The following is a 24,254-nucleotide window of genomic DNA, read 5'->3' on the forward strand; positions in this document are numbered from 1 at the left end:
GCGATGGCGAAATCCGGATTGTTAGTATCTTTAGTTCAATTTGAATCCCATGAACAGCCGCTACTCAACGATCTTTTTCCTTGTGCTGACCCTGATCAGCCTGAAGGCCGCCGCCTTTCGTCGCGATACCCTCGCTGAAAAACAATACCTAGCCGAACTGCAAACGACCGGCCGGACGTTCAGCCGCCCCTTCCGCGCGCAATACCAGCAAAATTATTCTTTACCTGAAGCCGCATTCGCCGCCAAGATCGATTCGGCCCGCGCTTTACTAACTGGTGTACTCGACCGTTACCGGAACCGGCTGGATGCACCCTTTTTGAAACAACAGGAACTCGAACTGAATTATTACCTGGATAAGTTCCTGATCGATTATCCGGACCTGAACGCCGTCTACACCGGCTCGGACTTTAAGATCTGCCCGCTCATTTTGCAGCGGCTCAAACATAACCTGCCGGACTTCAATAAACCAGGACTCACCGCCAGTTCCGATTTTACGGATTACGCCCGGGCTTTCTTCGCCTACCAGGTCAACCGTGAACTGGAAAAGCCGGTTTACCGGAATACGGACAACCAGGAACTGCAGGCGATCTTTAAGATCATTCCGCGTTTTGTGAATAACCGCCAATGCCTGGAGTTCTGGCAGCAAGATTACCTGCTGAACCATATCGATAATAAAGGCATTAAGAATATAGGCGGGATTTACCACCATTTTATGGTCAGTTGCCGGGATACCGCTTATTTGCGTAAGGTCAGGGTGGCATTCAATACTGATTACAGCGGCCGGCAAGGCCACCTCATCAAAACCTATAAAACGGCCGGGGCTTACCCGCTCGACCTGCACCTGTTCCTGCCCGCCGATGACGGCAAAAAACACCCGGTAATGGTTTATTTTCATGGGGGCAGCTGGTCGGAAGGCAAACCCGATTGGTTCTTCGAAGCCTGTAAAATCGATGCCAAAAATGGCTGGGTGTCCTGCGCGGTCGAATACCGCATCTATGGACGGCAGCGGACCCTGCCCTTTGAAGCCGTGAAAGATGCCCGCTCCGCGATCCGCTGGCTTAGGCAGCATGCCGATGAGTACCAGATCGATACTTCCCGTATCGTCGCGGCCGGTAATTCCGCCGGCGGGCACCTGGTACTGACCAGCGCCCTGGCGGGTACGATCAATGAGGCAACCGACGACTTGCATTACAGCCCGATACCCAATATCCTGCTGGTCACTTCCGGGGTTTACGACCTGACCGATCAGAATACGGCCTGGATCAGGCGCACGCTGAAAAATAAAGAGGAGGTCAAAGCGATCTCCCCGGCCTTCCTCGTCCGCAAAGGGATGCCGCCGGTACTGGCTTTACATGGTACCAATGACGGCAACGTACCTTTTCCTTCGGCCCTGGCCTTTGAAGCCGCCATGAAAGAAGCCGGTAACCCGCTGGAGTTCCATGCGCTGGGCGGTGCCAGCCACTTTATCTGGCTGGACCGCCGCTATTCCGGTCAAGTGGACAGTCTGCAGAATGCTTTCCTAAAAAAACTGGGTTACTGACCGGCAAAAGACAGCCCTTGCCGCCCCCCGTGGAACGCATGAACGGCATTTGGAGCGCTGCTGAACGCGAAGCGGCCATCCAAATGCTTGCCTATTCTTCTTTGGCAGTAAGGAAACCATTCGAACGCAATTAAATGATTTTATCCGTCGCACGGGCATCGATGAACTGATGGCCACTTCGCATCTCTATGAACAGCGGGCAAGATCAAGATCCTACCGCTTACTGGCGGAAGCATTAAATGAATATGGGGCTGGATATCTTTGGGAATTTCCAAAAGTTGACTTTTGACTTTACGGCTATGCACCTGGATGTAAATTGAGTGGTTCCACTTAACTTTTCAGATCTTCCAGCTTCTGGAACTGCCCGCGCTCCATCCGGATGTCCAGCCGTTCAAGCATCGCCGGTAAATTAAACCCCTGCCGCTGGTATTCGGCCTGCACAGTTCCTTTGGCGGCTTTCAGCGCGGATTCGCTTTCCCACACCGCAATGGTGATGCAATGTAATTGTCCTTGTTCATCCTCGCGTACAAAAGCCTCGTCCCGGATAAAGCCGGGCAGCTTGTTGATCATCGTACGGTTGATGGCCATACGTTCCATAAATTCTGCTTTGGCCGCTGGCGGCACAATAAAACGGTCGATAAATAATTGTTCCATGTTTTGTTAAATTAAATGGGCGCAGGCGTAGCCTTTGACACCCAGGAGTTGGATAACCTGTTGTTTGTTGATCGGGTGTTGTTTTGCTGCAATGCGCAGGATACGGTCACAGTCCTCCAAGTCAAAGTTGATCTGGTAATGCGGAAAATGCTGCAACAAGTGCTCGATGATCGCCGCAGCATCTTTTTCCCGTTCTACATTGGTATTGAATATTTCCACCTGCATTTTAATAAGCGATCTCTACCGTTCCGCGATAAGTCGTTGTATCAGTTAGTTTCGCCAGGATAAAATGCGCCACATCCGCACGGGATATCTTCAGGGCATTCTTCAGAAAGTGATTGACCGCCGTGCGGTAATTTCCAGTCAGCGGGCCGTCCGTCAGTTGGGGCGGCCGGATGATGGTCCAGTCGGCCTTACTGGCTTTGACCAGGGCTTCCATTTTAAGCAGGTCGGCATACATGTGCTTCAATAAATTTTGCAGGACATACCGGGCGATGGGCCGGACATACCAGGGTAGCACAGGGCTGATCTCAACGGCGGAAGCTGAAATAAAACAGGCCCGCTTTACCCCATGTTGTTCCATCGCGGCCAACAAATTTGCATTACACTCGAATAAAGCGTGGTGGGTTTGTCTCCGAACAGGCCGCCGCTGACGCCGAGCGCCGACATGACCGCATCCTGATTTTGAAGATAATACGCAAACGTTTCGGGCTTTTAAATATCGCCTTGCACGATCTTGAGGTTTGGGTGTACCAGGCTGAGTTTAGCTGGGTCGCGTACCAAAGCGGTTACCTTATGCCCGGCAGCAAGCGCCTGTTCAACCGCCTGGCGGCCGATGCCGCCGTTAGCGCGGCAATAAATAGGTTCATCGTCATATCAGTTGAATTTAAAAATGCTTAAAAAATAATGAGTAGGAACAGCAGCAGTTGTACCAAATGAAAGCGGTTCAGCCGGCTTTTGATCATTTCCATTTCTGCGGTAAAAAAAGTACCCGATGCGGCCAGGAGCTTGTGCAGCTTTCCGCTCTGCCGGCGGCCCTCGACGAGCGCGTTCAGGATCAGCAGGATCACCAGGCCGAATTTGATGCGGAACCAGAGCTGTTCGCCGAAAACCCCATGGGTCAGGAACATCATGCCGAAACCGGTGCAGATCAGCACCGCCGCACCGATACCCGCAATGCGAGGGAACCGGGCCATGAAGTTTAGTAAAGCCGCCGGCTGCTCGGCCTGGCCCAGTGTTCGCCAAAGCGTGGCATGAGCAAAATAATCGGCAAGCGTAATGCCTGCCATGGTGACCAATGCCGTTAAATGCAGGGTCAGGAATGCGGGAAAAAGATAAGTAAGCGCTATAATAATACGTTTTGGTTGTTTTATTTTACAATATTATACCAAATGGGAGTAATATGAAAATGTTATTTGTCATTTTTTTCTAATTTTGCTACCATATGGGAGTAAATCAAACCGTTGAGTTAGTGAAATTATGGGGCGCTTATGAGGAACAGCATCCTGGTGCGACGATTGAGGACTTTTGCCGGCACCACCTGGCCGGATCAGTAAAGAAAGAAGTTTACGGCACGCCCAAAGGCGAATTGCGCCCCGACCTGAACGGCCAGCTGGTCATCCTGCTGCGCCGGATCGGCAAATTCCATATCGCTTATTCGAATAAGGCGCTGGAAGGTACGGGGATCGATCAGATGGAGGAGTTCGGTATCCTGGTGACGGTCTATAACCAAAAGAACCCGATCAAGTCCGAGGCGATCTTCAATAATATCATGGAGTTGTCGAGCGGCAGTAATATGCTGATCCGACTAAAGAAACGCGGCCTGGTGAGCGAATATGACGACGAGCAGGACAAAAGAGTGAAAAGACTGAAGCTGACCGTTAAAGGTGAGGCGGCTTTAATGAAAGCCAAAGACGTAGTACTCCAGGTGGCCGAAATGATGGTGCACGATCTGACCGACGAGGATAAGCGGCTTTGCATCCAGTTGCTGCAGCCGGTAGATCGCCGCTTTTCGGGCTTATTTCAAAAACAGCGCAATAAGTCCTTCGAAGAAATTTATAAGGAGAACGTTATTTAAACCAACAGGTCTTTGTTAACACCTTGCGAAGGGGCCGTATCCTGCCGCCTCTAAATAAAAATTTATTATGCTATTTTTGTTTGGATAACCTCAATGAAAGCCTGGCATGCCTTTAAAAAATAGTGATGATCTGCTGAAAATATTAGCCCTATCGGGTAATGCTACCGCAATCTATGAGACGGAAGAAATCATCATCAGGTTTGCCAATGATGCCATGATAGCGTTCTGGGGTAAAGACCGCACGGTGATCGGCAGGCCCTTGGAAGAAGCAATTCCGGAATTGAGAGGCCAGCCCTTCAAAGCCTTGCTCCAGGAAGTATGGCGAACCGGCGTGACTTATCAGGGCACGGCAACACCTGCCCAGCTCGTAGTTGACGGGAAACTGCAAACCTTTTATTACGATTTTGAATACCGTGCCATTAAGGATGAGACCGGCGAAACCTACGCCATTCTGAATACGGCGACCGATGTATCGGCCCGTGTCCATGCCGAGCTAAAGGAGAAAGAATCCCGTGATACGCTCGCCCTGGCGTTGGAAGCCGCCAATTTCGGTACCTGGCATATCAACGCTGAAACGAGGGAACTCATCGTGAATGAGCGGCTGAAAGAACTGTTTGGCTTTTATCCCGGGGATGAAGTTAGTCTTGAGCTGTGCCTTGCGCAGATCACCGGGGACTATCGCGATCAGGTCAAGCTTGCCGTGGAAAAAGCGATCACGCGCGGCGGGGATTACGACCTGACCCATACGGTAAGGGGTTTTCACGACGGGCAATTACGTTGGGTACGTGCCGTGGGCAACCTCCAGGCTGACGCTTCCGGCGAGTTTTCCGCCTTCACCGGCGTGATCATGGATATCACGGAACAGGTGAAAGCGCAGGAAGCCATCGAGTCGCTGAACAAGGGCTTGCTGCAGGCTCGCGACCGCTTATATTCCTTTATCATACAGGCACCCGCCGGTATCTGCGTATTGAGTGGCCCTGATCTGGTTTATGAATTGGTCAATCCAGGTTACAGTCAGTTGCTTCCGGGCAGGGGCCTGTTGGGCCGCCCTATACTCGAAGCCTTGCCGGAACTGGTGGGCACGCCTATAGAACAACTACTCTCAGATGTTTATCACAAAGGCCAGGAGGTCAGACTAAGCGAGCTGTACGTACCCTTAGCCGAGACCGAAGGCGGGAAGCTGAAAGACCGTTATTTTACCTTTACCTACCAGCCCAGGAAAAACGAGCTGGGAGCCATAGATGGTATTCTCGCCTTTGTTTATGATGTGACGGAACATGTAAAAGCCCGTAAAGAACTGGCGATCGCCCATGATAACGTCCGCAATATTATCCTTCAGGCCCCGGTGGCCATGGCCTTGTTTCGGGAAGAAGAGATGGTGATCGAAGAGATCAATGATGCTTTTCTCGAGCTCTGGAACCGTGACCGCAGCGTGGTCGGCAAAAGGGTGCTCGAAGCATTGCCCGAACTGGAAGGACAGCCATACCCTCAAATTATGCAGCAAGTATTTCGTTCCGGCGAGACCTATTACGGCAACGAGGCGCAGGTCGTATTACAGCGCCACGGACAACTGGAAGAAGGTTACTTTGACTTCATCAACCAGGCCTTCCGCAACAGCGAGGGGGAGATCACCGGGATCGTCGTTGTGGCACACGAGGTCACCAAAGAGGTCGACGCCCGGCACGAACTGGAAAAGGTTTATGAGCAGGCACGCCTGTCCAAGGAAGCCGCCGAACTCGGCACTTTTGATATGGACCTGCTCAGAGGAACTTTGGAATGGGATGAGCGTTGCCGCACCCTGTTCGGCATCAGCCACCAGGAGAAAGTGACCTATGATCACGATTTTGTGAACGGCCTGCACCCGGATGACCGGCAGCGCGTGTTGACCGTCATCGCAAATGTCATGGATGAATTCGCTTCGGGTGGTAATTATGATGTGGAGTACCGCACCATTGGGGCGGGCGACGGTCAACTACGCTGGGTAAGAGCGAAAGGACGGGTCTATTTCGGCAGTGACCATCAACCGGTCCGGTTCATCGGCTCGGTGCTTGATATTACGGAACAAAAGATGAACGAGATCCGAAAAAGCGATTTTATCGGGATGGTTAGCCATGAACTCAAGACACCGCTCACCTCGCTGAATGCGATCCTGCAGGTGGCTGACCGTAAGCTCAAAGATAGCGCAGACACTTTTATGGCCGGCGCCATGCAAAAGGCGAACGTGCAGGTCAAACGAATGAGCAGCATGATCAACGGTTTCCTGAACATTTCCCGTTTGGAATCAGCGGAACTGGTGCTGCAAAAGTCTGATTTTGATCTGAAACAACTGATCGAAGATATTATTGCGGAGACCAGGTTGACCGTAAATTCGCATCATATCGAAATAAATACCTGCGATGCGGTAACCGTTTCAGCTGACCGTGAAAAGATCAATTCTGTCATCACCAATCTGATCCATAACGCCATCAAATATTCACCCAAAGGCAAACTCATCACGGTTCATTGCAGCATCGATGCGAATGAAGTAAAGGTCAGCATTCAGGACGAAGGCATGGGAATCAAAGCCAGCGATCTCCCTAAGATATTTGACCGGTATTATCGCGTGGAATCGGATCACACGCAGCACATATCCGGCTTCGGTATTGGGTTATATCTGAGTGCAGAGATCATCCGCCGGCATAACGGGCGGATCTGGGCGGACAGCGAAAAAGGTGTAGGATCCACCTTTTATTTTACTTTGCCATTGATACCGCAGCCCGACGCGCGTTATTAAAATACGCTTACCGCAGGTACCCGGTGATCATCGCCGGGTACTTTGCAATTGGTGTTTTATTTAACCGCCAGCAGCTCTACTTTTTCGATCACGGGTGGAACAGCCAGAAGTTCGTCGGCGTGCGCCATGAGGGCCTTAGCGATCTCGCCGTTCAGGTGGGCATCGCGGCCGGTTTCATCAGCAAAAGTGTCGAATATGCCAAAAGTCGAAGGGCCGATCTGCCAGGCGTACCAGCGCATGGTACCGGCTTCGACTTCAGCAAATGGCAAAGCGCTTTTCAAAAAGTCTGCAACTTGTTGTTCTTTTCCGGGTTTGGCCTCCAGGCGGGCCAGTAATGCTAAAGTTTCCATTTGATTCAATTTAGATTAAATGGCCACACGAATAGTGCCACGATATTGCACAAATGCTAAAGGTTGCCTCCTTCGTTCCCATCAGCATAGCCGGTGATCTCCCGGATCACTTTATCCAGGTCCATAGCGGCAGCGCTGAGCTTTTGGAGAACATCCTGATCTTCCGGGCCCATGGCTTCAAAAAGCTGTAATAAACCCAGGATATTGGCTAACGGCACCCTTACGCGGTGCGACTGTGCCCAGGCGATGTCGGTCAGGCACTGGTTCTGTTTTTCGATCTTGCGGATATGCTGCTGCTGTTCGGTGATATCCCGCAGAAAACAGTTGACGCCAATGACCGATTGCTGGTCATGGATGGGGTTGAAACTTAATTGTTCGTAAATGGTCAAACCCGTCTCTTCCTGCCGTTCCCTGATGACCTGGAAAGCTTTGCCTGTAAAAGCTTCCTGGTAGTGGGCGATATAACGTTCCAGTAATTTGGGCTCAAAGTCATCGTTGGTCACCGTTCCGGCGGATTTTCCGGTCAGTTCGGCTACCCGTTTCCAGAAGGCTTCGTTACCGGTAATGATATGGAACTGTTTATCAACCGACCAGATCAGGTCGCTGGTATTATTGATGATGGCGCGCAGGTCCTGGCCATCCAGGTAGACCTGTTCACGGATCTTCTTTTCGGCGGTAATATCCCGGAAATAGATGGCCAGGCCACTGGCGGTCGGATAGGCATTGGCGGTCACCCACATATCCCGCGCCGGGTTGTATTCCTCAAAATGCACGCTGACCTGCTCGGCCATGGCGCGATGGTATTGCGGGTAGAAGGCCAGTTCAGCAGCATAGGGAAACTCGGCCCAAATGTTCTTGCCCAGCAGATCTTGCCGGTTCCTTTTCTGTATCCGTTCGTATTCGCTGTTCACATAGGTGAACCGCCAGTCTTTATCTACGGTATAAAAAGCGTCGGTAATACTCTCCAGCACGTTCTCCAGTTCCGCCGTTTTTTCCGCTAAAGCCCGTTCCGTTTTTGATTTTTTTGTCAATGTCAATTGCGACGATCTGAACCGCCTGCCTGTTCCTAAACGAAGTAGGCTGGGCAAAGATGCGTACATGAAACACCTCGCCGGCTGCGGTCGTATGCCGCCAGCGGCCCGCATCTGAATAGCCGGGAGTCAGACCGGCGATCACTTCCAGCAGCCGATCCGTATCATCCGGTGGCCGGATATCGGTCGCCTTCATATTTAAAAATTGACTATAGCTATAGCCGTAACGTTTGATAGCGGCATCATTCACGGCCAGAAAGTCGAGCGTATGACGATCGTAAACATACATAGGTGTGGGGATATCCCGGTAAAGGCGGCGGTACTGGCTTATGGCCCGCTGTAGGTGCCGGTAAAACGCAACTGCAGCCACCATAATCAGCAGCGTATCATTCACGCTACGGAAAAGGTTAATATGATGGGGAGCCAGGTAAGCGGCCAATACAGTGATTAGTGGATCTACTACGAAAGCCCAGCCCAGCGCCAGCAGCACGATCATTCCCAACATTCTCTTCCTTAGCATCACTTAGCAATATAGCTGCTTTTTACGCAAAAAAGGAGTAAAATGTTAATTAAAAATAAAATCGCTAAACGATCACGCTATAGCTCAAAATATTATCCATGAGCTGAAATAAGCCGCGTCGACAATTCGGGGAACCTGATCACTGCGTTGATCCAGACCAATGTGGCGATGCCCGCCGGAAACCAAATGCTTTGCTCATGCTGTAAATGGGTGGCGATCTCGCCACCCAGGTAGGATGATAACAACAGCAAGCCCAATACACCCGTTCTCGGAACCGTAAATAGGATCACCGAACCGAGCTCTATGATACCCAGTATGCGATAAACACCGGGTGATATGCCGAATGAGCTGGTCATTTGTAAAGCGTGTGCGCTTCCACTAATCTTGTCGATGGCAGAAGCGGCCATCAACAGCAGGACGATGCTGCTCAATAGCCAGCCAATTATTTTTCTTGTTTTGTTCATGACTTAAACAGATTTAGTATGTCCACCATCGACACGCAGGAGCGCACCGGTGATATAATCTGCCAGGGGGCTGGTGAGAAAGGCAACCGCCGCAGCGACTTCTTCCGGTTTGCCGAAACGTCCAACGTCATTCTGCACAAATTGCTCCACCGCATTGCGTTCGATGTCGGCCCAATCGTTACCCCAGCCGAACTGCCCGGCCATGCCCAGCAGCATCTGGCGCGTATTCTCCACCAGCATAGGCCCGGGCGCCACGGTATTAGATGTGATTCCGGTACCCTTCAACTCCCTGGCCAGCGAGACCGTCAGGTTATGTCGCGCAGCAGTAGCCGCGAGGTAATCCGGTTGGAGAGCGAACGGCTCGATCCCGCCTGAAGAGCCGATCTGGATCACCCGTCCCCAGCCCAGCGTTTTCATGGCCGGCAACAAGCGGTGGATCATCCTTACGTAGGCCAGCACATTAACATTGTAGCTATCCTGCCAGTCATTCACGCTTACCTGCAGCCAGGGTCTCGGCTGGTAAGCGCCGGCATTATTGACCAGTATCGCTACCGGACCGCCAGCCAAGGCGCCGGCAGCTACCGCATCCGCACCTGCGTCGGTCGACAAGTCGCCCAATACATAGCTGGCCTTTCCGCCGCTTTGGTTGATGCTTTCTGCCACCGCAGCACCACGTTCCTGATTACGGCCATGCACGATCACCTCGGCACCTTCAGCCGCCAACAAGCGGGCCGTGGCTTCGCCCAGGCCGGCACTGGAGCCGGTCACCAACACTCTTTTACCTTTCAGTTGTAAATCCATATGATTCTTTTTATTACTTTTGTGTATTAAGTTACTTTTAGTAAGTCAAAGGTACGCGCAGGCTGGCGATCAAACAAGAAGGCACTTATCTGTCAGTCACTTACACAGAAGTAACTATTGCTGGATATCAAAATATTATGAAAAAAGAAATTTTGAGAAAATGTGAAAATGACCGCGACGACTGCCCGGTAAAGGATGTTCTGAACCGGGTGGGCGACAAATGGTCCATGTTGACCGTCATTATGCTCTCCGATCACGGCACCCTTCGATTTAATGAACTGCACGGGCTTATCGACGGCATTTCCCAAAGAATGCTGACGGTCACGCTTAAAACGCTGGAAGCTGACGGACTGCTGGAGCGGAAAATGTACCCGCAGATCCCGCCTAAAGTAGAATATACCCTGACTACGCTCGGTGAAAGCCTGGTCCCGCCGCTCATGACCTTATACGATTGGGCGAACGCACATATGCCGGCGATCAAGGCCGCGCGCGAACGCTATGGGAGGGTGACTTTAGCTGCAAGCTAAACCTTTGATTCATCCCAATATCCTGCGCAGATAATTGACCTGCCCCAGGTGATAATTGAGGTGCCCGTAAAAATTGAGCATATAGAAATGAACGGAATTTTTGCCTAAAAAATCCAGCGGATAATCGGCGCCAAATTCATCCGCCGACAATCCGGAGAGTACCCGGTGAACTATGACCGCCAGTTCATCCAAGCCCGTGATCAGCTGTTCCTGGGATACATCCCTGGCCGAAAACTCTTTTTCGCGATCCCGGACATAGCCGGTATGGCCGATCAAGGTGCCCACCAGGTAGTTCAGGCCGCCGATGATGTGCAGCGCCAGATTCCCTGCCGGATTGTTGATCCCGTCCACTTTGCGCCAGAGATAGGCTTCCGTTTTAAATTGCCCGATCTCCTCTTTCAACTTCAAAATATCGCGGCGGTATAATTCGGCAAAATCAATTCCCATAAACTAAATTTTAAAGTAATGATACGATAAATCGATCAAAAAAAGGGCCGCCCATTTTTTCGCGAAAGAGCCATGGATCTTTTTATCCGCTAAGTCCAGAAAACCATCAGACCAAACACCGAAAATATACGGATGATGAACTTGTACGGTATGGTAATAACCGACAGATCAATGAAAGTACAGCGCTCAGGATGATCCCGATGACCAGTTTTACCCGGTTCACCTTGTCTTCTGCGGCATTATTTATTTTTTAAATCATCCATGGTAATTACTGCTTTACCGATAAACTTTCCATGGGGTACTTCGGTATAGGCTTTTTTAAATGAATGGAATGGATAGATCTTACTGACCACGATCCCGATCCCTTGCTCTGCATAGCCTCTAAGTTCGGCCAGGTATCCCGGCGAGGGTTTAAGCATGAGCAGCTTATATTTCTTATGTGAAAACAAATTGATGAAGAATGAGCTGATGATCTCTTTTGGCCCGGGGGCGGTGTGTACATAAGCGGACGAATGCTTCATGATCTGTTTGGCTTTGCTAAAAGGAATTTTGCCTGACAGGTCAATAACCACATCATATGGTTTGTTCCCTTTTAAAACATCTTCCTTATTGTAGTTGATCACAAAGTCGGCACCCCAATCTTTAACCGCCTGTATGCCACTATCGCCAACTACCGCGGTAACTATGGCGCCCTTCCTTTTTGCGATCTGGGTAGCGAACATGCCAATACCACCCGAAGCACCATTGATCAAAACTTCGGTGCCTTTTTTCAGGTCTACCAACGTGTTGAATATCTGCAAGGCAGCAGAACCTACAACGGCCATGGCCGCAGCCTGCTCAAATGAAACATTTTGAGGCTTAATGACTATATCTTTTTCTTTGGCAATAACATATTCAGACAAGGCTTCCCCTTTAAATACATCCAGTATACCGAATACCTCGTCACCTTTTTTGTATTGCGTTACTGCCGTGCCGGTTTCTTCCACGATGCCGGAAAAATCAATACCTATGCCTTTTGGAAATTTACTTCCGGACATTAGTTTCATTTCGCCATTGCGTATTTTCCAGTCCAGCGGATTAATGGACACTGCTTTTACTTTGATCAGCACGCTTGTTTCCTGAATGGCCGGGATTGGGACCTCTGCAATTTGCAATACTTCCGGTCCCCCGAATTTTGAATATATGAGCTTTTTCATTTTGTTCTGTTGATGTTACCACTGTACATGCCCTGTTTAAATGCCGGTGCACTAAGATCAGTTATAAATAGTACGATATTGCAATCCCCGGCAGCGTGAAGCAGGATCTCCTCATTTTCAACCACCAGGCTTTCTCCTTTTTGGATAATGATGTTTTTGTTGACCGTAAGCGATCCGTCGAATACATACACCAGGCAGGTGGCGCTGCTGATGGGCAACACCGGCTGCGATCGCTGATTTCCCTGTTCTAATCTCATGTCATAGATCCAGGTATTGCTCCTGATCTGCAAAGGAAAACCATCGCCCTTACCGGCGACTGCCCGCCAATCATTCGGGCTTATCGCATCCGGAAACTCATGAAACTGTACCTGCGGCCTCAGGCCACCGGTTGCCGGCCGGATAAATATCTGTAAGGCATTGAGTACGCCACCCTCCGGCAAAACCAGCTCTTCATGCTGGAATTTAGCGCCGGCGTTCATCATCATCAATCTTTTATTGGTAATGATCTCTTTGTTCCCCTCCGTGTCCTTATGTTCAACAACCCCGCTTCTCAGATAGGTAAGTATCTCATCATCCTGGTGCGGGTGCATAGGTACCAGCGTGCCGGGGGTAACAGTGGCCTGGTCGATCCTGCCAATGGTACCGATACCTGAATCTTCGGGTCCAATTGCTTTACCGGGAAAAAGTATCTCGATACCAAAGCCGCCGTTTTTCTTGCTGATCTTTTGCTGGTTTGAAATGACTTGTAACATGGTTAACTGTTTAATTTCTCCTTTAAAAAGTTGCTGGCTTCCTGCATGGCCTGTTGGCCCATCGAACCCATCCCGAAAAATCCGTGAACGTTCTCGTAATTTTGATAGATCGTAGGAACGCCAGCTATTTGCAGTCTATCCGCATAGGCTTTTCCTTCGTCTCTCAGGGGGTCATAGTTAGCCGTCATGATCAGTGCCGGTGGCAAACCTGAAAGGTGTGCTGCCCTTAATGGTGATGCTTCATCGAATTTAGCGGGATCGGTCAGGTAATTGTCCCAAAACCATCTCATCATTTCAGCGGTCAGCACATAGCCTTCCTTGTTTTCTTCCCAAGAAGCATGGTGTGCGGAATAGTGATCGGTTACGGGGTAAGTGGCAAACTGGGCCTTGAGCGCAATTCCTTGGGCAGCCAGTTTTTGTGCCACCCAAATAGCCATATATCCTCCGGCGCTGTCGCCTGCAACAGCCATTCGTTCGGCAATACCGTTATAATTTTTTGCGTTTTCGATCATCCAAAGTGTAGCGGCGACCGCGCTTTCAGGCCCTTGGGGGTATGGATGCTCCGGTGCCAGTTTATAGTCTACTGACATTACCACTGCATTGGTATTAACGCACAACTGCCGGCAGATCTCGTCATGTGTATCTAAACTCAGGAGCACGAAACCCCCACCATGAAAATAGCTGATCACCGGGAAAGGGCCATCACCTTTGGGAATATATATCCTTACGGGGATCTGGTCTTTTTCAATAACCGTATTGATCACCTGGCCAACCGCTGTACGGTTAGGGTTTGCCGGAGCCTGTTTCATCAGGTCCCTGGTTTGTTGCGGCGGTAACAGGTTTAATTTATCAAAGCCGTGCGCCTTTGCATCGGCTATCGTTTGTAATACTTCTTCGGAAAGTGCCATTTTTGTATGTTTTAAATGATAGGTCAAATCTCCGCAGGGCGCCAAATTTAAAATAGCGCGCCACGCCCGAAAAATAGTCCGATCCGCCCAAGCATAAAAGCGTCCAATCTTTACTTATCCAGAAAGTCGGGCGGATAAACAACCTGCCCATGTTTTTCCGCAATGGCCTGTAGTTTTTTAACTGCATCCGGCGTCATTGGCGGCGGAGGAAGGAATTCACCGGCAGCTACAGGTTCACCAATCTCTTCAAAAAACTCTTCCAACCCGGCAGGTACCACAGTACAAAGTAAATGCGCTAATTTGTCGCTTACATTTTTAAAGTAATGCACTACACCGCCTTCGGGGATGACCACGAAGGAACCTTTCATAGCGGTGTAAGTGCCGGCTTCAGAATGAACCTCCACCTCGCCATCGACGATATAAAAAGATTCATAAAAACCAGCATGCGAATGAGGACCTGGGCCACTCTGTGGAGGTACCAGCATGTCGATTGTAGCAAAAGCCCCATTGGTTTGCTTGCCCGAGACCAATACGCGATAGTTATCGCCTACGATAGATAAGATCTCTCCGCCATTGGGATCAATGGTTATCGGCGATGGTTTTGAATTTTCCATAATTGTAGTGTTTTTGATAGTTAGCTGTGTTTATTTCAAATTTAGCTTATGCAAAAAGCTTGGCTGATAAAAAACAATAGTCGAAAAAGTTGCTATCGGGCGGGGTTTTTAAAAAATAGTCCTATCAACCGCAAATCGATACATTGGTTAAATATATTTATGTTATTTTCCATCCTATTAACGACGCATGATTTAAAAAAATGGTAAAAACCGAAGCTTTGAAGGCTGTTGAATTTGAATTTCAAGTCATCAAAAACTTTCATTTTCTGACCGCGTTCGCTGAACACTTCAGCACGACCGTCGAGGGCGATAAAGTAAAGCTGCCAGCGTGGTTGGGGGACGGTTATATTCAGCACATCAGCCTGGATGGCATGGCCCTGTTTATCCATAATTATCAATTGAACCAGGACCTTGTGCTCCGGCGGAAGGCGATCGTCAGCACCGAAAGCATTACGTTAAAATTTGACCGGTCTAAATTCCTGTCCAAATACAGTCAGCAACAACATAATCCCTTCTTTATGGAGTTAACCGCGTTTGAAGTAGAGGTCGGAACGTGTAACTTCAATACGGAACTAAGGATACCTGCAGGCCGGCCCATCAACTTGTTGGTCATCGGCACTTCGCGCAGCAATTTGAACAGGTTGCTCCGGTCCGAAAGCCGCGCTTCCGTTACGGACCTGGTCAAAACCCAGCCGTCCTTTGTTATTCATGACGTTATTCTTCCCGAAATGGATCATATCATCAGGCAAATCATCCGGATCAATGACGCTACGGAACTGCCCATGTTGCTTTACCAGACCAAAGTGCAGGAGCTGATCTATCATCTTTTCAGAAACCTGGTAAAACGCCCGGTCATCGCACCGGTCAACATTAAACGGGAAGACGCTGAGAAGATCTACCTTGTCCGTTTAGCGATACTGAAGAATTTGAGCAGTTGTCCGCTGCTATCGGAACTTGCTGATCTGTCCGGATTAGGTTTAACAAAATTACAAAAGCTCTTCATGCAGATCTTTGGACAAAGCGTTCATAACTACTATCAGACCATGAGAATGATCCAGGCCGCCAGCCTGCTGAGCAGCCTGTCCGTATCTGAAACCGCCTATAAACTGGGTTTTACCAATCTTAGCCATTTTTCCCGGTTATTTGAACGGCATCACCAGCTAAAGCCTAAACAATTTAAAAGCGCATTAAAGTCGTAACTTAAACATCGACCCATGTTAATCGAGTTCATTACCCATCCGCAGTTTAATTTTTTGACGGCCTTTGCAGCGGTTTTGAATGTACCTGTGGTTAATAATGAACTACAGATCCCTTCCTCACTCGGCGAGGGGTTTGTACGCCGGATCGATCTGAATGATGACTTCCGCTTGTTGATACACCGGTATAGACTGAAACAGGAACTTGTCTTAAAACGGATAGGTTCTACAGAACCGGCAAGCTTCATAAGTGTCATGTTCTATAACAATGACGAGCCGGTTAGCATGGTAGCGGATGATGAGGAACAACGGAGTTTCAGTCGCTATAACGATATGGCCATCCAAATTGCATCCAATAACCTGGATTCAGTAGTTACTTTTCAAGCTAATTCCGAGATCTATTACACCGTACTCGGGATCAGTATTTCCCGCCTGAAAACGTTACTGGAACTTAGGCAGCCTGGCAAATTGATCAATGCCATTGTAAACCCCAAAGAATCCTTTCTTTTTTACGAAAGCATGGGAACGGAAACACAAATGCCCCTCAAAGAACTTTCGGAGCCACAGGCAGCGAATGGACTTGCAGCCTTCTATTACCGGCTTAAGGCGGAAACGCTGCTCTACGCTGTCTTTACTAAACTACAAAACCGTCAGTCCACGGGACATAGCCCCGTTAACAAAGCGGATGCAGAAAAACTGGCCATGATCCGCAAAGCCATACTCGGCGATCTTAGTCAACCGCCCAGCCTCCCCGACCTGGCTGAATTAGGGGGTCTGAGCGAAACCAAAATGAAAGATCTGTTCCGGCAGGTATTCGGCGACAGCATTTATAATTATTATCAAACGGCCCGGATGGAAGAAGCGGCCTACCTGCTGCGGTATAAGCGCTATTCCGTAAGCGAGGCTGGTTACGCTTTGGGCTTTAGCAATTTAAGTCATTTTACCCGTTTATTCGAGCGGCACCATCAGCAAAAGCCCAAAAAATACGCATCAGGCGGATAGGACTATTTTTCAGGCGAAGGGCGCTATTTTAAATCTGGCTGCCTGGCGACCTTTGACATATCATTTTTTTAAAAAAAATAAACGATATGAAAAAGTTACTCATGCCCTACAATAGCCCATCCCTGAATTTGAAGAATCATTTGGTGATGGCCCCTATGACCCGCAGCCGCGCTATCGGCAATATACCCAACGCGCTGATGGCGGAATATTACAGCCAGCGTAAGGGCGCAGGTTTGATGATTACCGAAGGCACTGCACCTGCACCGGAAGCTTTAGGTTACGCCCGTATTCCGGGCATCTTTTCACCGGAACAAATGGAAGGCTGGAAATTAACCACAACCGCCGTACACCAAAACGATAGCAAGATATTTTTGCAGTTAATGCATACCGGCCGCATCGGCCACCAGGCAAACCTGCCTGAAGGCGCAAAGGTGGTAGGTGCTTCCGCGATAGCCGCGGCAGGGCAAATGTATACCGATACGATGGGTATGCAGGATTACCCGGTTCCGGTAGCCTTATCTACGGATGGTGTACAGCAGGTGATCAGCGGCTATGTAACAGCCGCGAAGAACGCCATGGCTGCTGGGTTTGATGGTGTGGAATTACACGCGGCAAACTGCTATCTTATTGAGCAGTTCCTGAATCCCAATGTAAACGACCGTACGGATGTGTATGGCGGCAGTATCGAAAACAGAAGCAGGTTTGCAATAGAAGTGGCGCAAAAAGTAGCGGACGCCATCGGCAAAGAAAAAGTTGGGGTACGGCTATCACCTAACTCAACGCTTGGTGACCTGCAGGCTTATGATGCCGATGCTACTGAAGAAACCTACATTCATTTAAGCAGGGAATTTAACCGAATCGGGCTCGCTTATATTCACATCAGTATTAATCCGCAGGTACTCGCACAAACCTTGGCGGCAATCCGGACCGAATTTGAAGGGACGATCATTTATTGTAACACCTTTACTGCCGAAAAAGCGGAAGCTGAATTAGATAAAGGGGATGCGGACCTTATTGCTTTCGGCAGGCCATTTTTAGCCAATCCGGATTTGGAACAACGCATCATTAACGGAGCGGAACTAAACGCGCCTGATTTCAGCACCTTATATACGCCCGGAGCTAAAGGTTATACCGATTACCCGGTTTTATTCAATTAATCCTTAAAATCATGAAAAAAATTAAAAAAGAGCATATGGTTGCTTATTTGCGGGCACTCATGCTGACTATCATACTACCGGTATTTTTAGTAGGGAATGTTCATGCGCAACAATTGTCAGTGGCTGAGCAATCGGTAAACTCCCTTGGAGCGGAAAACGCTGCATTGAAGTTATGGGAAGGAAACTTTGATGTAAAGGAAACCATATGGAGTTCTCCTGCAGCAAGACCTGTTTACAACACCAGGTTAGTTGCCCGACGGCAAATGATAGGTTCTGTTTTACAGGAATTTATGTACGCAGCACCGGGAACAGCCAACGCTCCTGTAGAAAGGATAGAATATATGAGTTTTAACAGGATCGAGGGCCGCTGGAGATCCGTTTCCATGGATATCAGGGTTCCGGTCGGGCTAATGCCTGCCGCAAGTTTCGACCGCGGTCAAGCAGGTAAGATCAGGCTCATATTTGACCCATTTCCGCTCGCCGGTAAGGGATCGTCAGTTACTGGTCAAATGCTGAGAATGGACGAAACCATCAACTTTGAAGACCCTGACCACGTGATCAAAGAACAGCATTTTATTTTGGCTGACGGCAGCGGCAAAAGCTGGCTTGCGCACCGGTACGAATACACCAGGAGAAAGTAAAGTGGCCTCCTGCGCCTCATCGCTTAAACTTGCGTCCGGTTTTGTTCAGATCCGGTCTGATCAGGTGAGATCGCCGGCTGAACCGGCGCTTCGTGCGGCTCGTTCGGCATGGTTTCGTGGTATTTTCCTTTCAATCAATGTCTTTAGTCTTTGATCACGGCATCGGTCGCCACTTTTGCTATTTTTTTCGGCACGAAAGTTTTTCGATCGATCAAGTCTGCCGCATAGGTTATCCGACTTTTTTGACCAGGCGCTTCGGTCAGCGGCGTTACCTCATATTTGCAGTTCCATTCTTTTATACTATCTAAAATAGGCAAAAATGCCAGCCCTTTTTCAGACAATTTATACTCTACCCTTGGCGGGAGTTCCTTATAGGCCATTCTTTCCAGCAGCCCGTCTTCTTCCAACTCTTTGAGTTGTTCGGCCAGCACCTTTCTGGAGATAATCGGTATAATGGAGTCCATCTGTCCAAAACGAACGGTACGGGTGCCGATCACATTGATGATGATCGGTTTCCATTTATTACCAATGGTTCCGATGGCCCGCGTAAAGGGGCAATTCGATGCGCAAAATCGCTCGTCTCTCATATTTAAAAATTTGTGGTTACCCCTCGGTAACCAGATTCAACCACAATAGTTACAAAAGTAAACTATTGATAGTAACTTTGCGAAACAAATTCAATATTAAATTAAAAATGAGCAGATTAACAAATAAAGTATCCGTGATCACGGGCGGTAACAGCGGTATCGGATTGGGCATTGCATTGGAATTCAGGAACGAAGGTGCAAAGGGAGTTATCGTCGGCCGGAACCAGGAAACACTGGATCGCGCCATGGCGCAGCTTGGCGAAAATTTCATCGCTATCAACGCTGATGTAACCCAAGTTGCCGATTTGCAAAGGGTGTTTGCCGCTACTGCTGAAAAATTCGGGAAGATCGATGTCGTTGTTGCCAATGCGGGTGCCGGGGCGGTAGGAACCGTGGCAACCTTTGACGAGGCTGCGTTTGACCAGGCCATTGACCTGAACCTGAAAAGTGTTTACTTCACGGTACAAAAAGCACTGCCCCATATGAATGATGGTGGTTCGATCATTCTGATCGGGTCAAATGCTGCACACCGGGCCTATGCGAATTTCACGCTTTATGGCGCTGCGAAAGCGGCCGTCATCTATTTAGCTAAAGGATTCTCCAGCGACCTGTTAGACCGGAAGATCAGGGCAAATGTCATCACACCAGGTACAACGGACACCCCAGCATTTGACAAGTTTGTTCCCGCAGAACAAATGGAAGCTGTCAAGAAACACTTTGCAGATCAAATGCCCATAGGCAGGATCGGGCAACCATCCGACATTGGTAAAACAGCTGTCTTCCTGGCGTCTGATGATTCTTCGTTCATGCTGGGCGCCGAAATCCTGGTGGATGGCGGTATGACCTATTTATCAAAATAAATTCTTAAAAACTTTCAAAATGAGCAATTCAGAAAATAAAGCAAAAACCTTCGCCATTATCGGCTTCGGTAAGATCGGCCAGGCCCTGGCCAAAGCGTTTGCCCGCAAGGGCATCAAAGTAGTAGTGGCCACCACGCGCGACCCGGAAAGCTTTGCACCCGATGCGGCCGCGATCGGGCCGGAGATCATTCCCATCACACTAACGGACGCAGTCAAAGCGGACATTATCTTTTTGGCTGTGCGTTTTGAATCGCACCCGGATGTCGCCAAAGCGCTGCCCACCTGGGAGGGTAAAATTATCGTCGATGTGACCAACGCCTACGGCGTGCCGCCTGAGCAAATGAACGGACTGCCTTCGGCCAAATTCGTGGCACAGGCGTTCACCAATGCAAAACTGGTAAAGGGCTTCAACCATTTGGGTGCAGCCATTCTGGAGCAGGATCCTGCCGTACTCGGTGGCCGGAGGGTCGTGTTCCTTTCGAGTGACGACGAGGGCGCCGCAGCGGAGATCGCTGCGCTGGCCGAAGACCTCGGTTTCGCACCGGTTAAATTGGGCGGCCTTTCGGAAGGCGAGCTGCTGGTACAGGCACATGGAAAGAACTGGGGTCACCTCATCTTTCAGGACCTGGTCAAATTCAAATCTTAAATAATAGAACAATGAGCAGATTAAAAAACAAAGTAGCGGTCGTTACCGGTGCTTCAAAAGGAATAGGTGCAGCTATCTCGAAACATTTCGCAGCTGCAGGCGCAAAAGTGGTGGTAAATTATGCCTCCAGTAAAGAAAGCGCCGATAAAGTGGTGAAGGAAATTACAGACAATGGCGGCACTGCCATCGCCGTACAGGCCGATGTATCGAATGAAGCCGATGTAACCAGGCTTTTTGAAGAAACAGCGAAAGCATTCGGCGGATTGGATATATTGGTTAACAACGCGGTTGCCCAGGGATACGCACCTATCGAAGGTATATCAGTAGCTGCTTTTCATCAGAGCTTCAACGTCAATGTCTTAGGGCCGATCTTGACGATCCAGGCGGCCTTGAAATTATTTGACAACAAAGGCGGCAACGTCATCAATATCAGTTCCGGCGCCAGCAAAATGCCGCTGCCGGGAGCCTCCTTATACTCTGCAACGAAAGCGGCATTAGATGCCTTCACCATCGCCTTGTCGAAAGAACTGGGTACTCAAAACGTTTGTATCAATTCCATTTTACCGGGCGCAACGGAAACCGAAGGCGCCACCGCCGCGGGGGTAACAGCCGGCAGCGATTATGAAAAAATGTTTATTGAGAAAACGCCGCTTGGCCGCCGGGGCCAGCCGGAAGATATTGCCAAAGCGGCGGTGTTCCTTGCTTCCGATGATGCCGCCTGGATAACCGGCGAGCAGATCTCCGTTTCGGGCGGTATGTATGGTTTTTAAATAGGTCGCTTTCAGCATCCCTGTTTCTCCCGGAGGCAGGGATTTTTTGTTGAAAAATGCGTGCGCCAAAAAGCCCTAAAATAAAGTATAAATAAAAAGGTCCCCCGCCAGATGATCGCCGGGGACCTTTTTATTGTGGTTCATTTAATGGCCAGCAAATCTACTTTTTCGATCACCGGTGGCACGGCCAGTAAATCATTCGCGACAGCTGCTAAGGCTTTAGGTATCTCGCCGCCTAAATGTGCGTCCCGGCCGGCTTCATCGGCAAATGTGTCGAATATGCCAAAAGTGGAGGGACCGAGTTGCAATGCATACCAGCGGATGGTGCCTGGCTCGGCTTCCGCTAAGGGCAAAGCGCTTTTAAGCAAGTCGGCAACTTGCTGTTCTTTACCGGGTTTGGCCTCCAGGCGGGCCAGTAATGCTAATTTTTCCATTTGATTATTTTAAGCAGGAGGTTATTGGCGGCCATTTACCGCCGCTATTCATGCCACACGAATAGTGCCACGATTTGGCCGCACTTTATCTACAGTGCAATAGCGTTGATACCGCGCTGCAGCGCTGCCTCAGCCTGTCCGGGATAAGCCAGTCCCTCTGCCCGGAAAACATGGAGATCGGTCATGCCCATAAAACCCAATACGCCTTTCAGATAGGTCGGTACGTAGTCGTAAACCTGATAGGGGCCACTGGAATAGACCCCGCCCGAAGCCATCGCCACATACACGGTCTTACCTTTTACCAAGCCTTCGGCGCCGGTCTCACTATAATTAAAGGTGATCCCTGCCCGGGCAATGTGATCGATCCAGGCTTTCAGTACCGACGGGATACCAAAATTCCACAAGGGTGTACCAATTACGATCACGTCCGCTGCCATCAGCTCTGCAATAGCATCATCAGAATGCTGCAGCGCTGCCCTGGTCGCCGCAGTTTGTTCGGCAGCGGGCGTGTAAAATGCGGCCAGGGTCGCTTCTTCCAGATGCGGAAAAGGGTGTTTGGTCAGGTCGTGTACCTGAACGGTGCTGCCCGGGTCGGCTGCTCTTAATTTGTCAATGATCGCGTTCCCCAGCCTGATGCTGAAAGAGTTCTCGCCCTTGGGGCTGGCAATGATATGCAATATCTTTTTCATGTGTGCTGTTTTTTTTAACACTGCAAACCTACCCGCCCGGGGTATCAAAAAGATACGAGTTTCCCGAAGGATACCGGTATCGTTTGGGATACTGCTTACCTTTGCTGCATGAAAACAGATCTGACCAATGGCCTCGGAGCGGAGCATCCCTGTGCGCAGAATGCCTGCAGCGAAGGGGTCACCGGCATCCGGGATGCTTTATATGTATTGAACGGCAAGTGGAAGCTACCGCTGATCTTTGCGCTCACGGAGGGGCCCAAGCGTTTTAAAGAAATTCAGCGCACTTTAGGCGACATTACCGCCAAGGTACTGACCAAGGAATTAAAGGAACTGGAGTTGAACGAATTCGTGGTGCGCCACGTACTGCCGACCACGCCGGTCACCGTCACGTATGAACTGATGCCTTACAGTCAAAGCCTGAAAAAGGTGCTGCATGAACTGAAGGAATGGGGTATCCAGCACCGGCAGCGTATCGTGGCCAGTCGGAAAGCTTCTATATAAAAGTAAAGCCCCTGATGAGCTGTAGCTACATAGATCACATTGGCGATCGATGATTCAGTGATTTCGTTTGATTAAACTTCCATATAATCGTTTTGCACGAAATAAGCTAATTGAACGAATGCCGGAACTCCAGCGGCGAAAAGCTGGTCTTGGTCTTAAATAATTTGCTGAAGGATTGCAGCTCAAAGCCCAGCTCATAGGCGCTCTCGCTAACCGACAGGTTCGTTGTCGAGAGCTTTTCCTTGACCAGTTAGATCAGTTTATCATGCAAATGCTGCTGGGTGCTTTGACCGTCAGCGATCTGAGTAAGCCGCTTAAATACCCCGGTGAGATATGTAATGTTTCAGCGATATAGGTAACACTGGGTAAACCCTGTTTAGCTAAAGCACCGCTGTTGAAATAGCCGGTTAATACATCCTCCAGGCGCGTCAAAAGTTCGTGACTGGCGATCCTGCGGGTGATGAACTGGCGCTGGTAAAAGCGTTCCGAATAGGTCAGCAGGAGTTCCAGTTGCGCGATGATCACGCTTCCGCTGAACCGATCGATATTGGCCTGGTATTCCTGCTCGATGTTTTGCGCGATGCTGTTCAGCATGCTTTCCTCCTTATTAGCTAAGAAAAGCGCTTCGTGAACCGAATAGGAAAAGAACTAATATTGCCTGATGGTTTTAGGCAGTGGCGTATTCCATAAAAAGTCCGGGTGGATGAGGATCATCCAGCCTTCGGGCCGGTGAACCGCGCCCTTTTCCAACTCAACACCAAAAACCTGGCCCGGGGCCATAAAGAACAAAACACCTTCATCAAAGTCGCTCGCCTGCTGGCCGTATTTGAACTTTACGCCAGGCATTCTTTTCATCGCGATCGAATAAAAGTAATAAATGATCCTGTAAGGCCCTTCGATAAGCGGCCGCTTCATGTCCTCCATATGAATGACACTGATCTGCGGGTGTGCCGGCTTGGGCAGACCCGCAGCCCGGTGGTATTCCGTGATCGTTTTAAACTTGAAAAGCTGCGGGTTGCTCATAACACTAAATTTACTTAAATTTTTTTTTATTGGGTATACACCCCACTCTCAATATCAGCCAGCAAGGTCGGATGCGTTGGTTTTCAGCGTAAAC

Annotated in this window: 32 protein-coding genes and 1 pseudogene; 13 read left to right on the top strand and 20 right to left on the bottom strand. The window is 49.5% G+C overall.

All coding sequences use genetic code 11. From position 1 onward, the window contains the following. Positions 1-49 precede the first annotated feature (49 nt). On the top strand, positions 50-1,540 hold the full coding sequence (locus FSB76_RS01235; protein WP_147051793.1) for an alpha/beta hydrolase: 1,491 nt from the start codon (positions 50-52) through the stop codon (positions 1,538-1,540). A gap of 330 nt (positions 1,541-1,870) precedes the next feature. On the opposite strand, the gene FSB76_RS01240 is transcribed toward FSB76_RS01235, so the two are convergent. The 3 genes and pseudogenes from FSB76_RS01240 to FSB76_RS32640 form a co-directional block, all read right to left on the bottom strand. Then, positions 1,871-2,194, bottom strand: a complete 324-nt coding sequence (locus tag FSB76_RS01240; RefSeq protein WP_147051794.1) for an antibiotic biosynthesis monooxygenase family protein — start codon at positions 2,192-2,194, stop codon at positions 1,871-1,873. A gap of 6 nt (positions 2,195-2,200) precedes the next feature. After that, positions 2,201-2,419 carry a hypothetical protein gene (locus tag FSB76_RS01245; protein WP_147051795.1) on the bottom strand — a complete coding sequence of 73 codons (219 nt, stop codon included), beginning with the start codon at positions 2,417-2,419 and terminating at the stop codon, positions 2,201-2,203. A 1-nt stretch (position 2,420) separates the two neighbouring features. After that, a pseudogene (locus FSB76_RS32640) lies at positions 2,421-2,810 on the bottom strand (NAD(P)-dependent oxidoreductase); the annotation flags it as partial. A 68-nt stretch (positions 2,811-2,878) separates the two neighbouring features. On the opposite strand from FSB76_RS32640, the gene FSB76_RS33020 reads away from it, so the two are divergent. After that, positions 2,879-3,094, top strand: a complete 216-nt coding sequence (locus tag FSB76_RS33020) for a hypothetical protein (protein ID WP_262713499.1) — start codon at positions 2,879-2,881, stop codon at positions 3,092-3,094. Here FSB76_RS33020 and FSB76_RS01260 read toward each other — a convergent pair. Further along, complete coding sequence (locus FSB76_RS01260) at positions 3,091-3,483, bottom strand: hypothetical protein (protein WP_147051797.1); 393 nt, start codon at positions 3,481-3,483, stop codon at positions 3,091-3,093. The genes FSB76_RS33020 and FSB76_RS01260 overlap by 4 nt on opposite strands. A 155-nt stretch (positions 3,484-3,638) precedes the next feature. Between FSB76_RS01260 and FSB76_RS01265 the strand changes: the two genes are divergently transcribed. Both FSB76_RS01265 and FSB76_RS01270 read left to right on the top strand, forming a co-directional pair. Then, a complete protein-coding gene (locus FSB76_RS01265; RefSeq protein ID WP_147051798.1) occupies positions 3,639-4,271 on the top strand; it encodes a MarR family winged helix-turn-helix transcriptional regulator in 633 nt (210 codons plus the stop codon). Positions 4,272-4,377: 106 nt separating this feature from the next. Beyond that, positions 4,378-7,044 carry a PAS domain-containing protein gene (locus tag FSB76_RS01270; RefSeq protein WP_147051799.1) on the top strand — a complete coding sequence of 889 codons (2,667 nt, stop codon included), beginning with the start codon at positions 4,378-4,380 and terminating at the stop codon, positions 7,042-7,044. Positions 7,045-7,100: 56 nt separating this feature from the next. On the opposite strand, the gene FSB76_RS01275 is transcribed toward FSB76_RS01270, so the two are convergent. From FSB76_RS01275 to FSB76_RS01295, 5 genes are all read right to left on the bottom strand, one after another. Further along, positions 7,101-7,394 (bottom strand): putative quinol monooxygenase, encoded by a 294-nt coding sequence (locus FSB76_RS01275; protein ID WP_147051800.1) that lies wholly within the window; start codon positions 7,392-7,394, stop codon positions 7,101-7,103. A gap of 56 nt (positions 7,395-7,450) precedes the next feature. Then, positions 7,451-8,425, bottom strand: a complete 975-nt coding sequence (locus tag FSB76_RS01280; RefSeq protein WP_158642802.1) for a PAS domain-containing protein — start codon at positions 8,423-8,425, stop codon at positions 7,451-7,453. Continuing rightward, entirely contained in the window at positions 8,325-8,945 is a 621-nt protein-coding gene (locus tag FSB76_RS01285) for a PAS domain S-box protein (protein ID WP_147051802.1), read from the bottom strand. The genes FSB76_RS01280 and FSB76_RS01285 overlap by 101 nt, the downstream gene beginning before the upstream one ends. Before the next feature lie 92 nt (positions 8,946-9,037). Next, positions 9,038-9,409 carry a DoxX family protein gene (locus tag FSB76_RS01290; RefSeq protein WP_147051803.1) on the bottom strand — a complete coding sequence of 124 codons (372 nt, stop codon included), beginning with the start codon at positions 9,407-9,409 and terminating at the stop codon, positions 9,038-9,040. Positions 9,410-9,412: 3 nt separating this feature from the next. Continuing rightward, positions 9,413-10,210: an SDR family NAD(P)-dependent oxidoreductase gene (locus FSB76_RS01295; RefSeq protein ID WP_147051804.1), complete on the bottom strand. Its 798-nt coding sequence runs from the start codon at positions 10,208-10,210 to the stop codon at positions 9,413-9,415. Positions 10,211-10,347: 137 nt separating this feature from the next. Between FSB76_RS01295 and FSB76_RS01300 the strand changes: the two genes are divergently transcribed. After that, on the top strand, positions 10,348-10,737 hold the full coding sequence (locus tag FSB76_RS01300) for a winged helix-turn-helix transcriptional regulator (RefSeq protein WP_147051805.1): 390 nt from the start codon (positions 10,348-10,350) through the stop codon (positions 10,735-10,737). Between the two features lie 9 nt (positions 10,738-10,746). Here the strand turns inward: FSB76_RS01300 and FSB76_RS01305 are convergent, their stop codons facing one another. The 5 genes from FSB76_RS01305 to FSB76_RS01325 all read right to left on the bottom strand — a co-directional run bounded on the left by FSB76_RS01305 (position 10,747) and on the right by FSB76_RS01325 (position 14,654). Beyond that, positions 10,747-11,184 (bottom strand): DinB family protein, encoded by a 438-nt coding sequence (locus tag FSB76_RS01305; RefSeq protein ID WP_147051806.1) that lies wholly within the window; start codon positions 11,182-11,184, stop codon positions 10,747-10,749. Positions 11,185-11,423: 239 nt separating this feature from the next. Then, positions 11,424-12,380, bottom strand: a complete 957-nt coding sequence (locus tag FSB76_RS01310; protein ID WP_147051807.1) for an NAD(P)-dependent alcohol dehydrogenase — start codon at positions 12,378-12,380, stop codon at positions 11,424-11,426. Then, positions 12,377-13,132: a pirin family protein gene (locus FSB76_RS01315; protein WP_147051808.1), complete on the bottom strand. Its 756-nt coding sequence runs from the start codon at positions 13,130-13,132 to the stop codon at positions 12,377-12,379. Before FSB76_RS01315 ends, FSB76_RS01310 begins: the two co-directional genes overlap by 4 nt. Positions 13,133-13,134: 2 nt before the next feature. After that, positions 13,135-14,040, bottom strand: a complete 906-nt coding sequence (locus tag FSB76_RS01320) for an alpha/beta hydrolase (RefSeq protein ID WP_147051809.1) — start codon at positions 14,038-14,040, stop codon at positions 13,135-13,137. Between the two features lie 110 nt (positions 14,041-14,150). Then, on the bottom strand, positions 14,151-14,654 hold the full coding sequence (locus tag FSB76_RS01325; protein ID WP_147051810.1) for a cupin domain-containing protein: 504 nt from the start codon (positions 14,652-14,654) through the stop codon (positions 14,151-14,153). 200 nt (positions 14,655-14,854) lie between these two features. On the opposite strand from FSB76_RS01325, the gene FSB76_RS01330 reads away from it, so the two are divergent. The 4 genes from FSB76_RS01330 to FSB76_RS01345 all read left to right on the top strand — a co-directional run bounded on the left by FSB76_RS01330 (position 14,855) and on the right by FSB76_RS01345 (position 18,650). Further along, positions 14,855-15,853: a helix-turn-helix domain-containing protein gene (locus FSB76_RS01330; RefSeq protein WP_147051811.1), complete on the top strand. Its 999-nt coding sequence runs from the start codon at positions 14,855-14,857 to the stop codon at positions 15,851-15,853. 15 nt (positions 15,854-15,868) lie between these two features. Then, entirely contained in the window at positions 15,869-16,852 is a 984-nt protein-coding gene (locus FSB76_RS01335; RefSeq protein ID WP_147051812.1) for a helix-turn-helix domain-containing protein, read from the top strand. Between the two features lie 86 nt (positions 16,853-16,938). After that, on the top strand, positions 16,939-18,009 hold the full coding sequence (locus FSB76_RS01340) for an alkene reductase (RefSeq protein WP_147051813.1): 1,071 nt from the start codon (positions 16,939-16,941) through the stop codon (positions 18,007-18,009). A gap of 11 nt (positions 18,010-18,020) precedes the next feature. Beyond that, positions 18,021-18,650 carry a hypothetical protein gene (locus FSB76_RS01345; protein ID WP_147051814.1) on the top strand — a complete coding sequence of 210 codons (630 nt, stop codon included), beginning with the start codon at positions 18,021-18,023 and terminating at the stop codon, positions 18,648-18,650. Between the two features lie 143 nt (positions 18,651-18,793). On the opposite strand, the gene FSB76_RS01350 is transcribed toward FSB76_RS01345, so the two are convergent. After that, the gene (locus FSB76_RS01350; protein WP_147051815.1) at positions 18,794-19,237 is read right to left on the bottom strand and encodes a winged helix-turn-helix transcriptional regulator; all 444 of its coding nucleotides are present in this window, start codon (positions 19,235-19,237) and stop codon (positions 18,794-18,796) included. 107 nt (positions 19,238-19,344) lie between these two features. Here FSB76_RS01350 and FSB76_RS01355 point away from each other — a divergent pair, with 107 nt between their 5' ends. Genes FSB76_RS01355 through FSB76_RS01365 form a run of 3 tightly spaced genes read left to right on the top strand, consistent with a single transcriptional unit; the run spans position 19,345 to position 21,513 of the window. Next, positions 19,345-20,097, top strand: a complete 753-nt coding sequence (locus FSB76_RS01355; RefSeq protein ID WP_147051816.1) for a glucose 1-dehydrogenase — start codon at positions 19,345-19,347, stop codon at positions 20,095-20,097. A 19-nt stretch (positions 20,098-20,116) separates the two neighbouring features. Beyond that, positions 20,117-20,743, top strand: a complete 627-nt coding sequence (locus tag FSB76_RS01360) for an NADPH-dependent F420 reductase (protein WP_147051817.1) — start codon at positions 20,117-20,119, stop codon at positions 20,741-20,743. Positions 20,744-20,754: 11 nt separating this feature from the next. Then, positions 20,755-21,513: an SDR family NAD(P)-dependent oxidoreductase gene (locus tag FSB76_RS01365; RefSeq protein ID WP_147051818.1), complete on the top strand. Its 759-nt coding sequence runs from the start codon at positions 20,755-20,757 to the stop codon at positions 21,511-21,513. Positions 21,514-21,653: 140 nt separating this feature from the next. Here FSB76_RS01365 and FSB76_RS01370 read toward each other — a convergent pair whose 3' ends face one another. Both FSB76_RS01370 and FSB76_RS01375 read right to left on the bottom strand, forming a co-directional pair. Next, on the bottom strand, positions 21,654-21,947 hold the full coding sequence (locus FSB76_RS01370; protein ID WP_147051819.1) for a putative quinol monooxygenase: 294 nt from the start codon (positions 21,945-21,947) through the stop codon (positions 21,654-21,656). Between the two features lie 89 nt (positions 21,948-22,036). Then, complete coding sequence (locus FSB76_RS01375; RefSeq protein WP_147051820.1) at positions 22,037-22,636, bottom strand: FMN-dependent NADH-azoreductase; 600 nt, start codon at positions 22,634-22,636, stop codon at positions 22,037-22,039. Positions 22,637-22,744: 108 nt separating this feature from the next. Between FSB76_RS01375 and FSB76_RS01380 the strand changes: the two genes are divergently transcribed. Further along, positions 22,745-23,137: a winged helix-turn-helix transcriptional regulator gene (locus FSB76_RS01380; protein WP_147051821.1), complete on the top strand. Its 393-nt coding sequence runs from the start codon at positions 22,745-22,747 to the stop codon at positions 23,135-23,137. Between the two features lie 106 nt (positions 23,138-23,243). On the opposite strand, the gene FSB76_RS32800 is transcribed toward FSB76_RS01380, so the two are convergent. The 3 genes from FSB76_RS32800 to FSB76_RS32810 are packed head-to-tail and all read right to left on the bottom strand — an operon-like array spanning position 23,244 to position 24,160. Then, positions 23,244-23,387: a helix-turn-helix domain-containing protein gene (locus tag FSB76_RS32800; RefSeq protein WP_317131378.1), complete on the bottom strand. Its 144-nt coding sequence runs from the start codon at positions 23,385-23,387 to the stop codon at positions 23,244-23,246. A 5-nt stretch (positions 23,388-23,392) separates the two neighbouring features. Then, complete coding sequence (locus FSB76_RS32805; protein WP_317131364.1) at positions 23,393-23,731, bottom strand: hypothetical protein; 339 nt, start codon at positions 23,729-23,731, stop codon at positions 23,393-23,395. Between the two features lie 54 nt (positions 23,732-23,785). Next, on the bottom strand, positions 23,786-24,160 hold the full coding sequence (locus FSB76_RS32810; RefSeq protein WP_317131365.1) for a hypothetical protein: 375 nt from the start codon (positions 24,158-24,160) through the stop codon (positions 23,786-23,788). Between the last annotated feature and the right edge of the window lie 94 nt (positions 24,161-24,254).

It is taken from the genome of Mucilaginibacter ginsenosidivorax, assembly GCF_007971525.1.
GTDB lineage: Bacteria > Bacteroidota > Bacteroidia > Sphingobacteriales > Sphingobacteriaceae > Mucilaginibacter > Mucilaginibacter ginsenosidivorax.

What these genes read in the sequence shown, in the direction of transcription:
- FSB76_RS01285 (WP_147051802.1), bottom strand. Translation starts at nt 8,945, where the DNA reads ATGCTAAGGAAGAGAATGTTGGGAATGATCGTGCTGCTGGCGCTGGGC.
- FSB76_RS32805 (WP_317131364.1), bottom strand. Translation starts at nt 23,731, where the DNA reads ATGCTGAACAGCATCGCGCAAAACATCGAGCAGGAATACCAGGCCAAT.
- FSB76_RS01340 (WP_147051813.1), top strand. Translation starts at nt 16,939, where the DNA reads ATGAAAAAGTTACTCATGCCCTACAATAGCCCATCCCTGAATTTGAAG.
- FSB76_RS01355 (WP_147051816.1), top strand. Translation starts at nt 19,345, where the DNA reads ATGAGCAGATTAACAAATAAAGTATCCGTGATCACGGGCGGTAACAGC.
- FSB76_RS01235 (WP_147051793.1), top strand. Translation starts at nt 50, where the DNA reads ATGAACAGCCGCTACTCAACGATCTTTTTCCTTGTGCTGACCCTGATC.
- FSB76_RS01270 (WP_147051799.1), top strand. Translation starts at nt 4,378, where the DNA reads ATGCCTTTAAAAAATAGTGATGATCTGCTGAAAATATTAGCCCTATCG.
- FSB76_RS01295 (WP_147051804.1), bottom strand. Translation starts at nt 10,210, where the DNA reads ATGGATTTACAACTGAAAGGTAAAAGAGTGTTGGTGACCGGCTCCAGT.
- FSB76_RS32810 (WP_317131365.1), bottom strand. Translation starts at nt 24,160, where the DNA reads ATGAGCAACCCGCAGCTTTTCAAGTTTAAAACGATCACGGAATACCAC.
- FSB76_RS01375 (WP_147051820.1), bottom strand. Translation starts at nt 22,636, where the DNA reads ATGAAAAAGATATTGCATATCATTGCCAGCCCCAAGGGCGAGAACTCT.
- FSB76_RS01380 (WP_147051821.1), top strand. Translation starts at nt 22,745, where the DNA reads ATGAAAACAGATCTGACCAATGGCCTCGGAGCGGAGCATCCCTGTGCG.
- FSB76_RS01290 (WP_147051803.1), bottom strand. Translation starts at nt 9,409, where the DNA reads ATGAACAAAACAAGAAAAATAATTGGCTGGCTATTGAGCAGCATCGTC.
- FSB76_RS01265 (WP_147051798.1), top strand. Translation starts at nt 3,639, where the DNA reads ATGGGAGTAAATCAAACCGTTGAGTTAGTGAAATTATGGGGCGCTTAT.
- FSB76_RS01345 (WP_147051814.1), top strand. Translation starts at nt 18,021, where the DNA reads ATGAAAAAAATTAAAAAAGAGCATATGGTTGCTTATTTGCGGGCACTC.
- FSB76_RS01260 (WP_147051797.1), bottom strand. Translation starts at nt 3,483, where the DNA reads ATGGCAGGCATTACGCTTGCCGATTATTTTGCTCATGCCACGCTTTGG.
- FSB76_RS01245 (WP_147051795.1), bottom strand. Translation starts at nt 2,419, where the DNA reads ATGCAGGTGGAAATATTCAATACCAATGTAGAACGGGAAAAAGATGCT.
- FSB76_RS01305 (WP_147051806.1), bottom strand. Translation starts at nt 11,184, where the DNA reads ATGGGAATTGATTTTGCCGAATTATACCGCCGCGATATTTTGAAGTTG.
- FSB76_RS01365 (WP_147051818.1), top strand. Translation starts at nt 20,755, where the DNA reads ATGAGCAGATTAAAAAACAAAGTAGCGGTCGTTACCGGTGCTTCAAAA.
- FSB76_RS01310 (WP_147051807.1), bottom strand. Translation starts at nt 12,380, where the DNA reads ATGAAAAAGCTCATATATTCAAAATTCGGGGGACCGGAAGTATTGCAA.
- FSB76_RS01330 (WP_147051811.1), top strand. Translation starts at nt 14,855, where the DNA reads ATGGTAAAAACCGAAGCTTTGAAGGCTGTTGAATTTGAATTTCAAGTC.
- FSB76_RS01325 (WP_147051810.1), bottom strand. Translation starts at nt 14,654, where the DNA reads ATGGAAAATTCAAAACCATCGCCGATAACCATTGATCCCAATGGCGGA.
- FSB76_RS01320 (WP_147051809.1), bottom strand. Translation starts at nt 14,040, where the DNA reads ATGGCACTTTCCGAAGAAGTATTACAAACGATAGCCGATGCAAAGGCG.
- FSB76_RS01240 (WP_147051794.1), bottom strand. Translation starts at nt 2,194, where the DNA reads ATGGAACAATTATTTATCGACCGTTTTATTGTGCCGCCAGCGGCCAAA.
- FSB76_RS01350 (WP_147051815.1), bottom strand. Translation starts at nt 19,237, where the DNA reads ATGAGAGACGAGCGATTTTGCGCATCGAATTGCCCCTTTACGCGGGCC.
- FSB76_RS01275 (WP_147051800.1), bottom strand. Translation starts at nt 7,394, where the DNA reads ATGGAAACTTTAGCATTACTGGCCCGCCTGGAGGCCAAACCCGGAAAA.
- FSB76_RS01300 (WP_147051805.1), top strand. Translation starts at nt 10,348, where the DNA reads ATGAAAAAAGAAATTTTGAGAAAATGTGAAAATGACCGCGACGACTGC.
- FSB76_RS01360 (WP_147051817.1), top strand. Translation starts at nt 20,117, where the DNA reads ATGAGCAATTCAGAAAATAAAGCAAAAACCTTCGCCATTATCGGCTTC.
- FSB76_RS01335 (WP_147051812.1), top strand. Translation starts at nt 15,869, where the DNA reads ATGTTAATCGAGTTCATTACCCATCCGCAGTTTAATTTTTTGACGGCC.
- FSB76_RS01370 (WP_147051819.1), bottom strand. Translation starts at nt 21,947, where the DNA reads ATGGAAAAATTAGCATTACTGGCCCGCCTGGAGGCCAAACCCGGTAAA.
- FSB76_RS01315 (WP_147051808.1), bottom strand. Translation starts at nt 13,132, where the DNA reads ATGTTACAAGTCATTTCAAACCAGCAAAAGATCAGCAAGAAAAACGGC.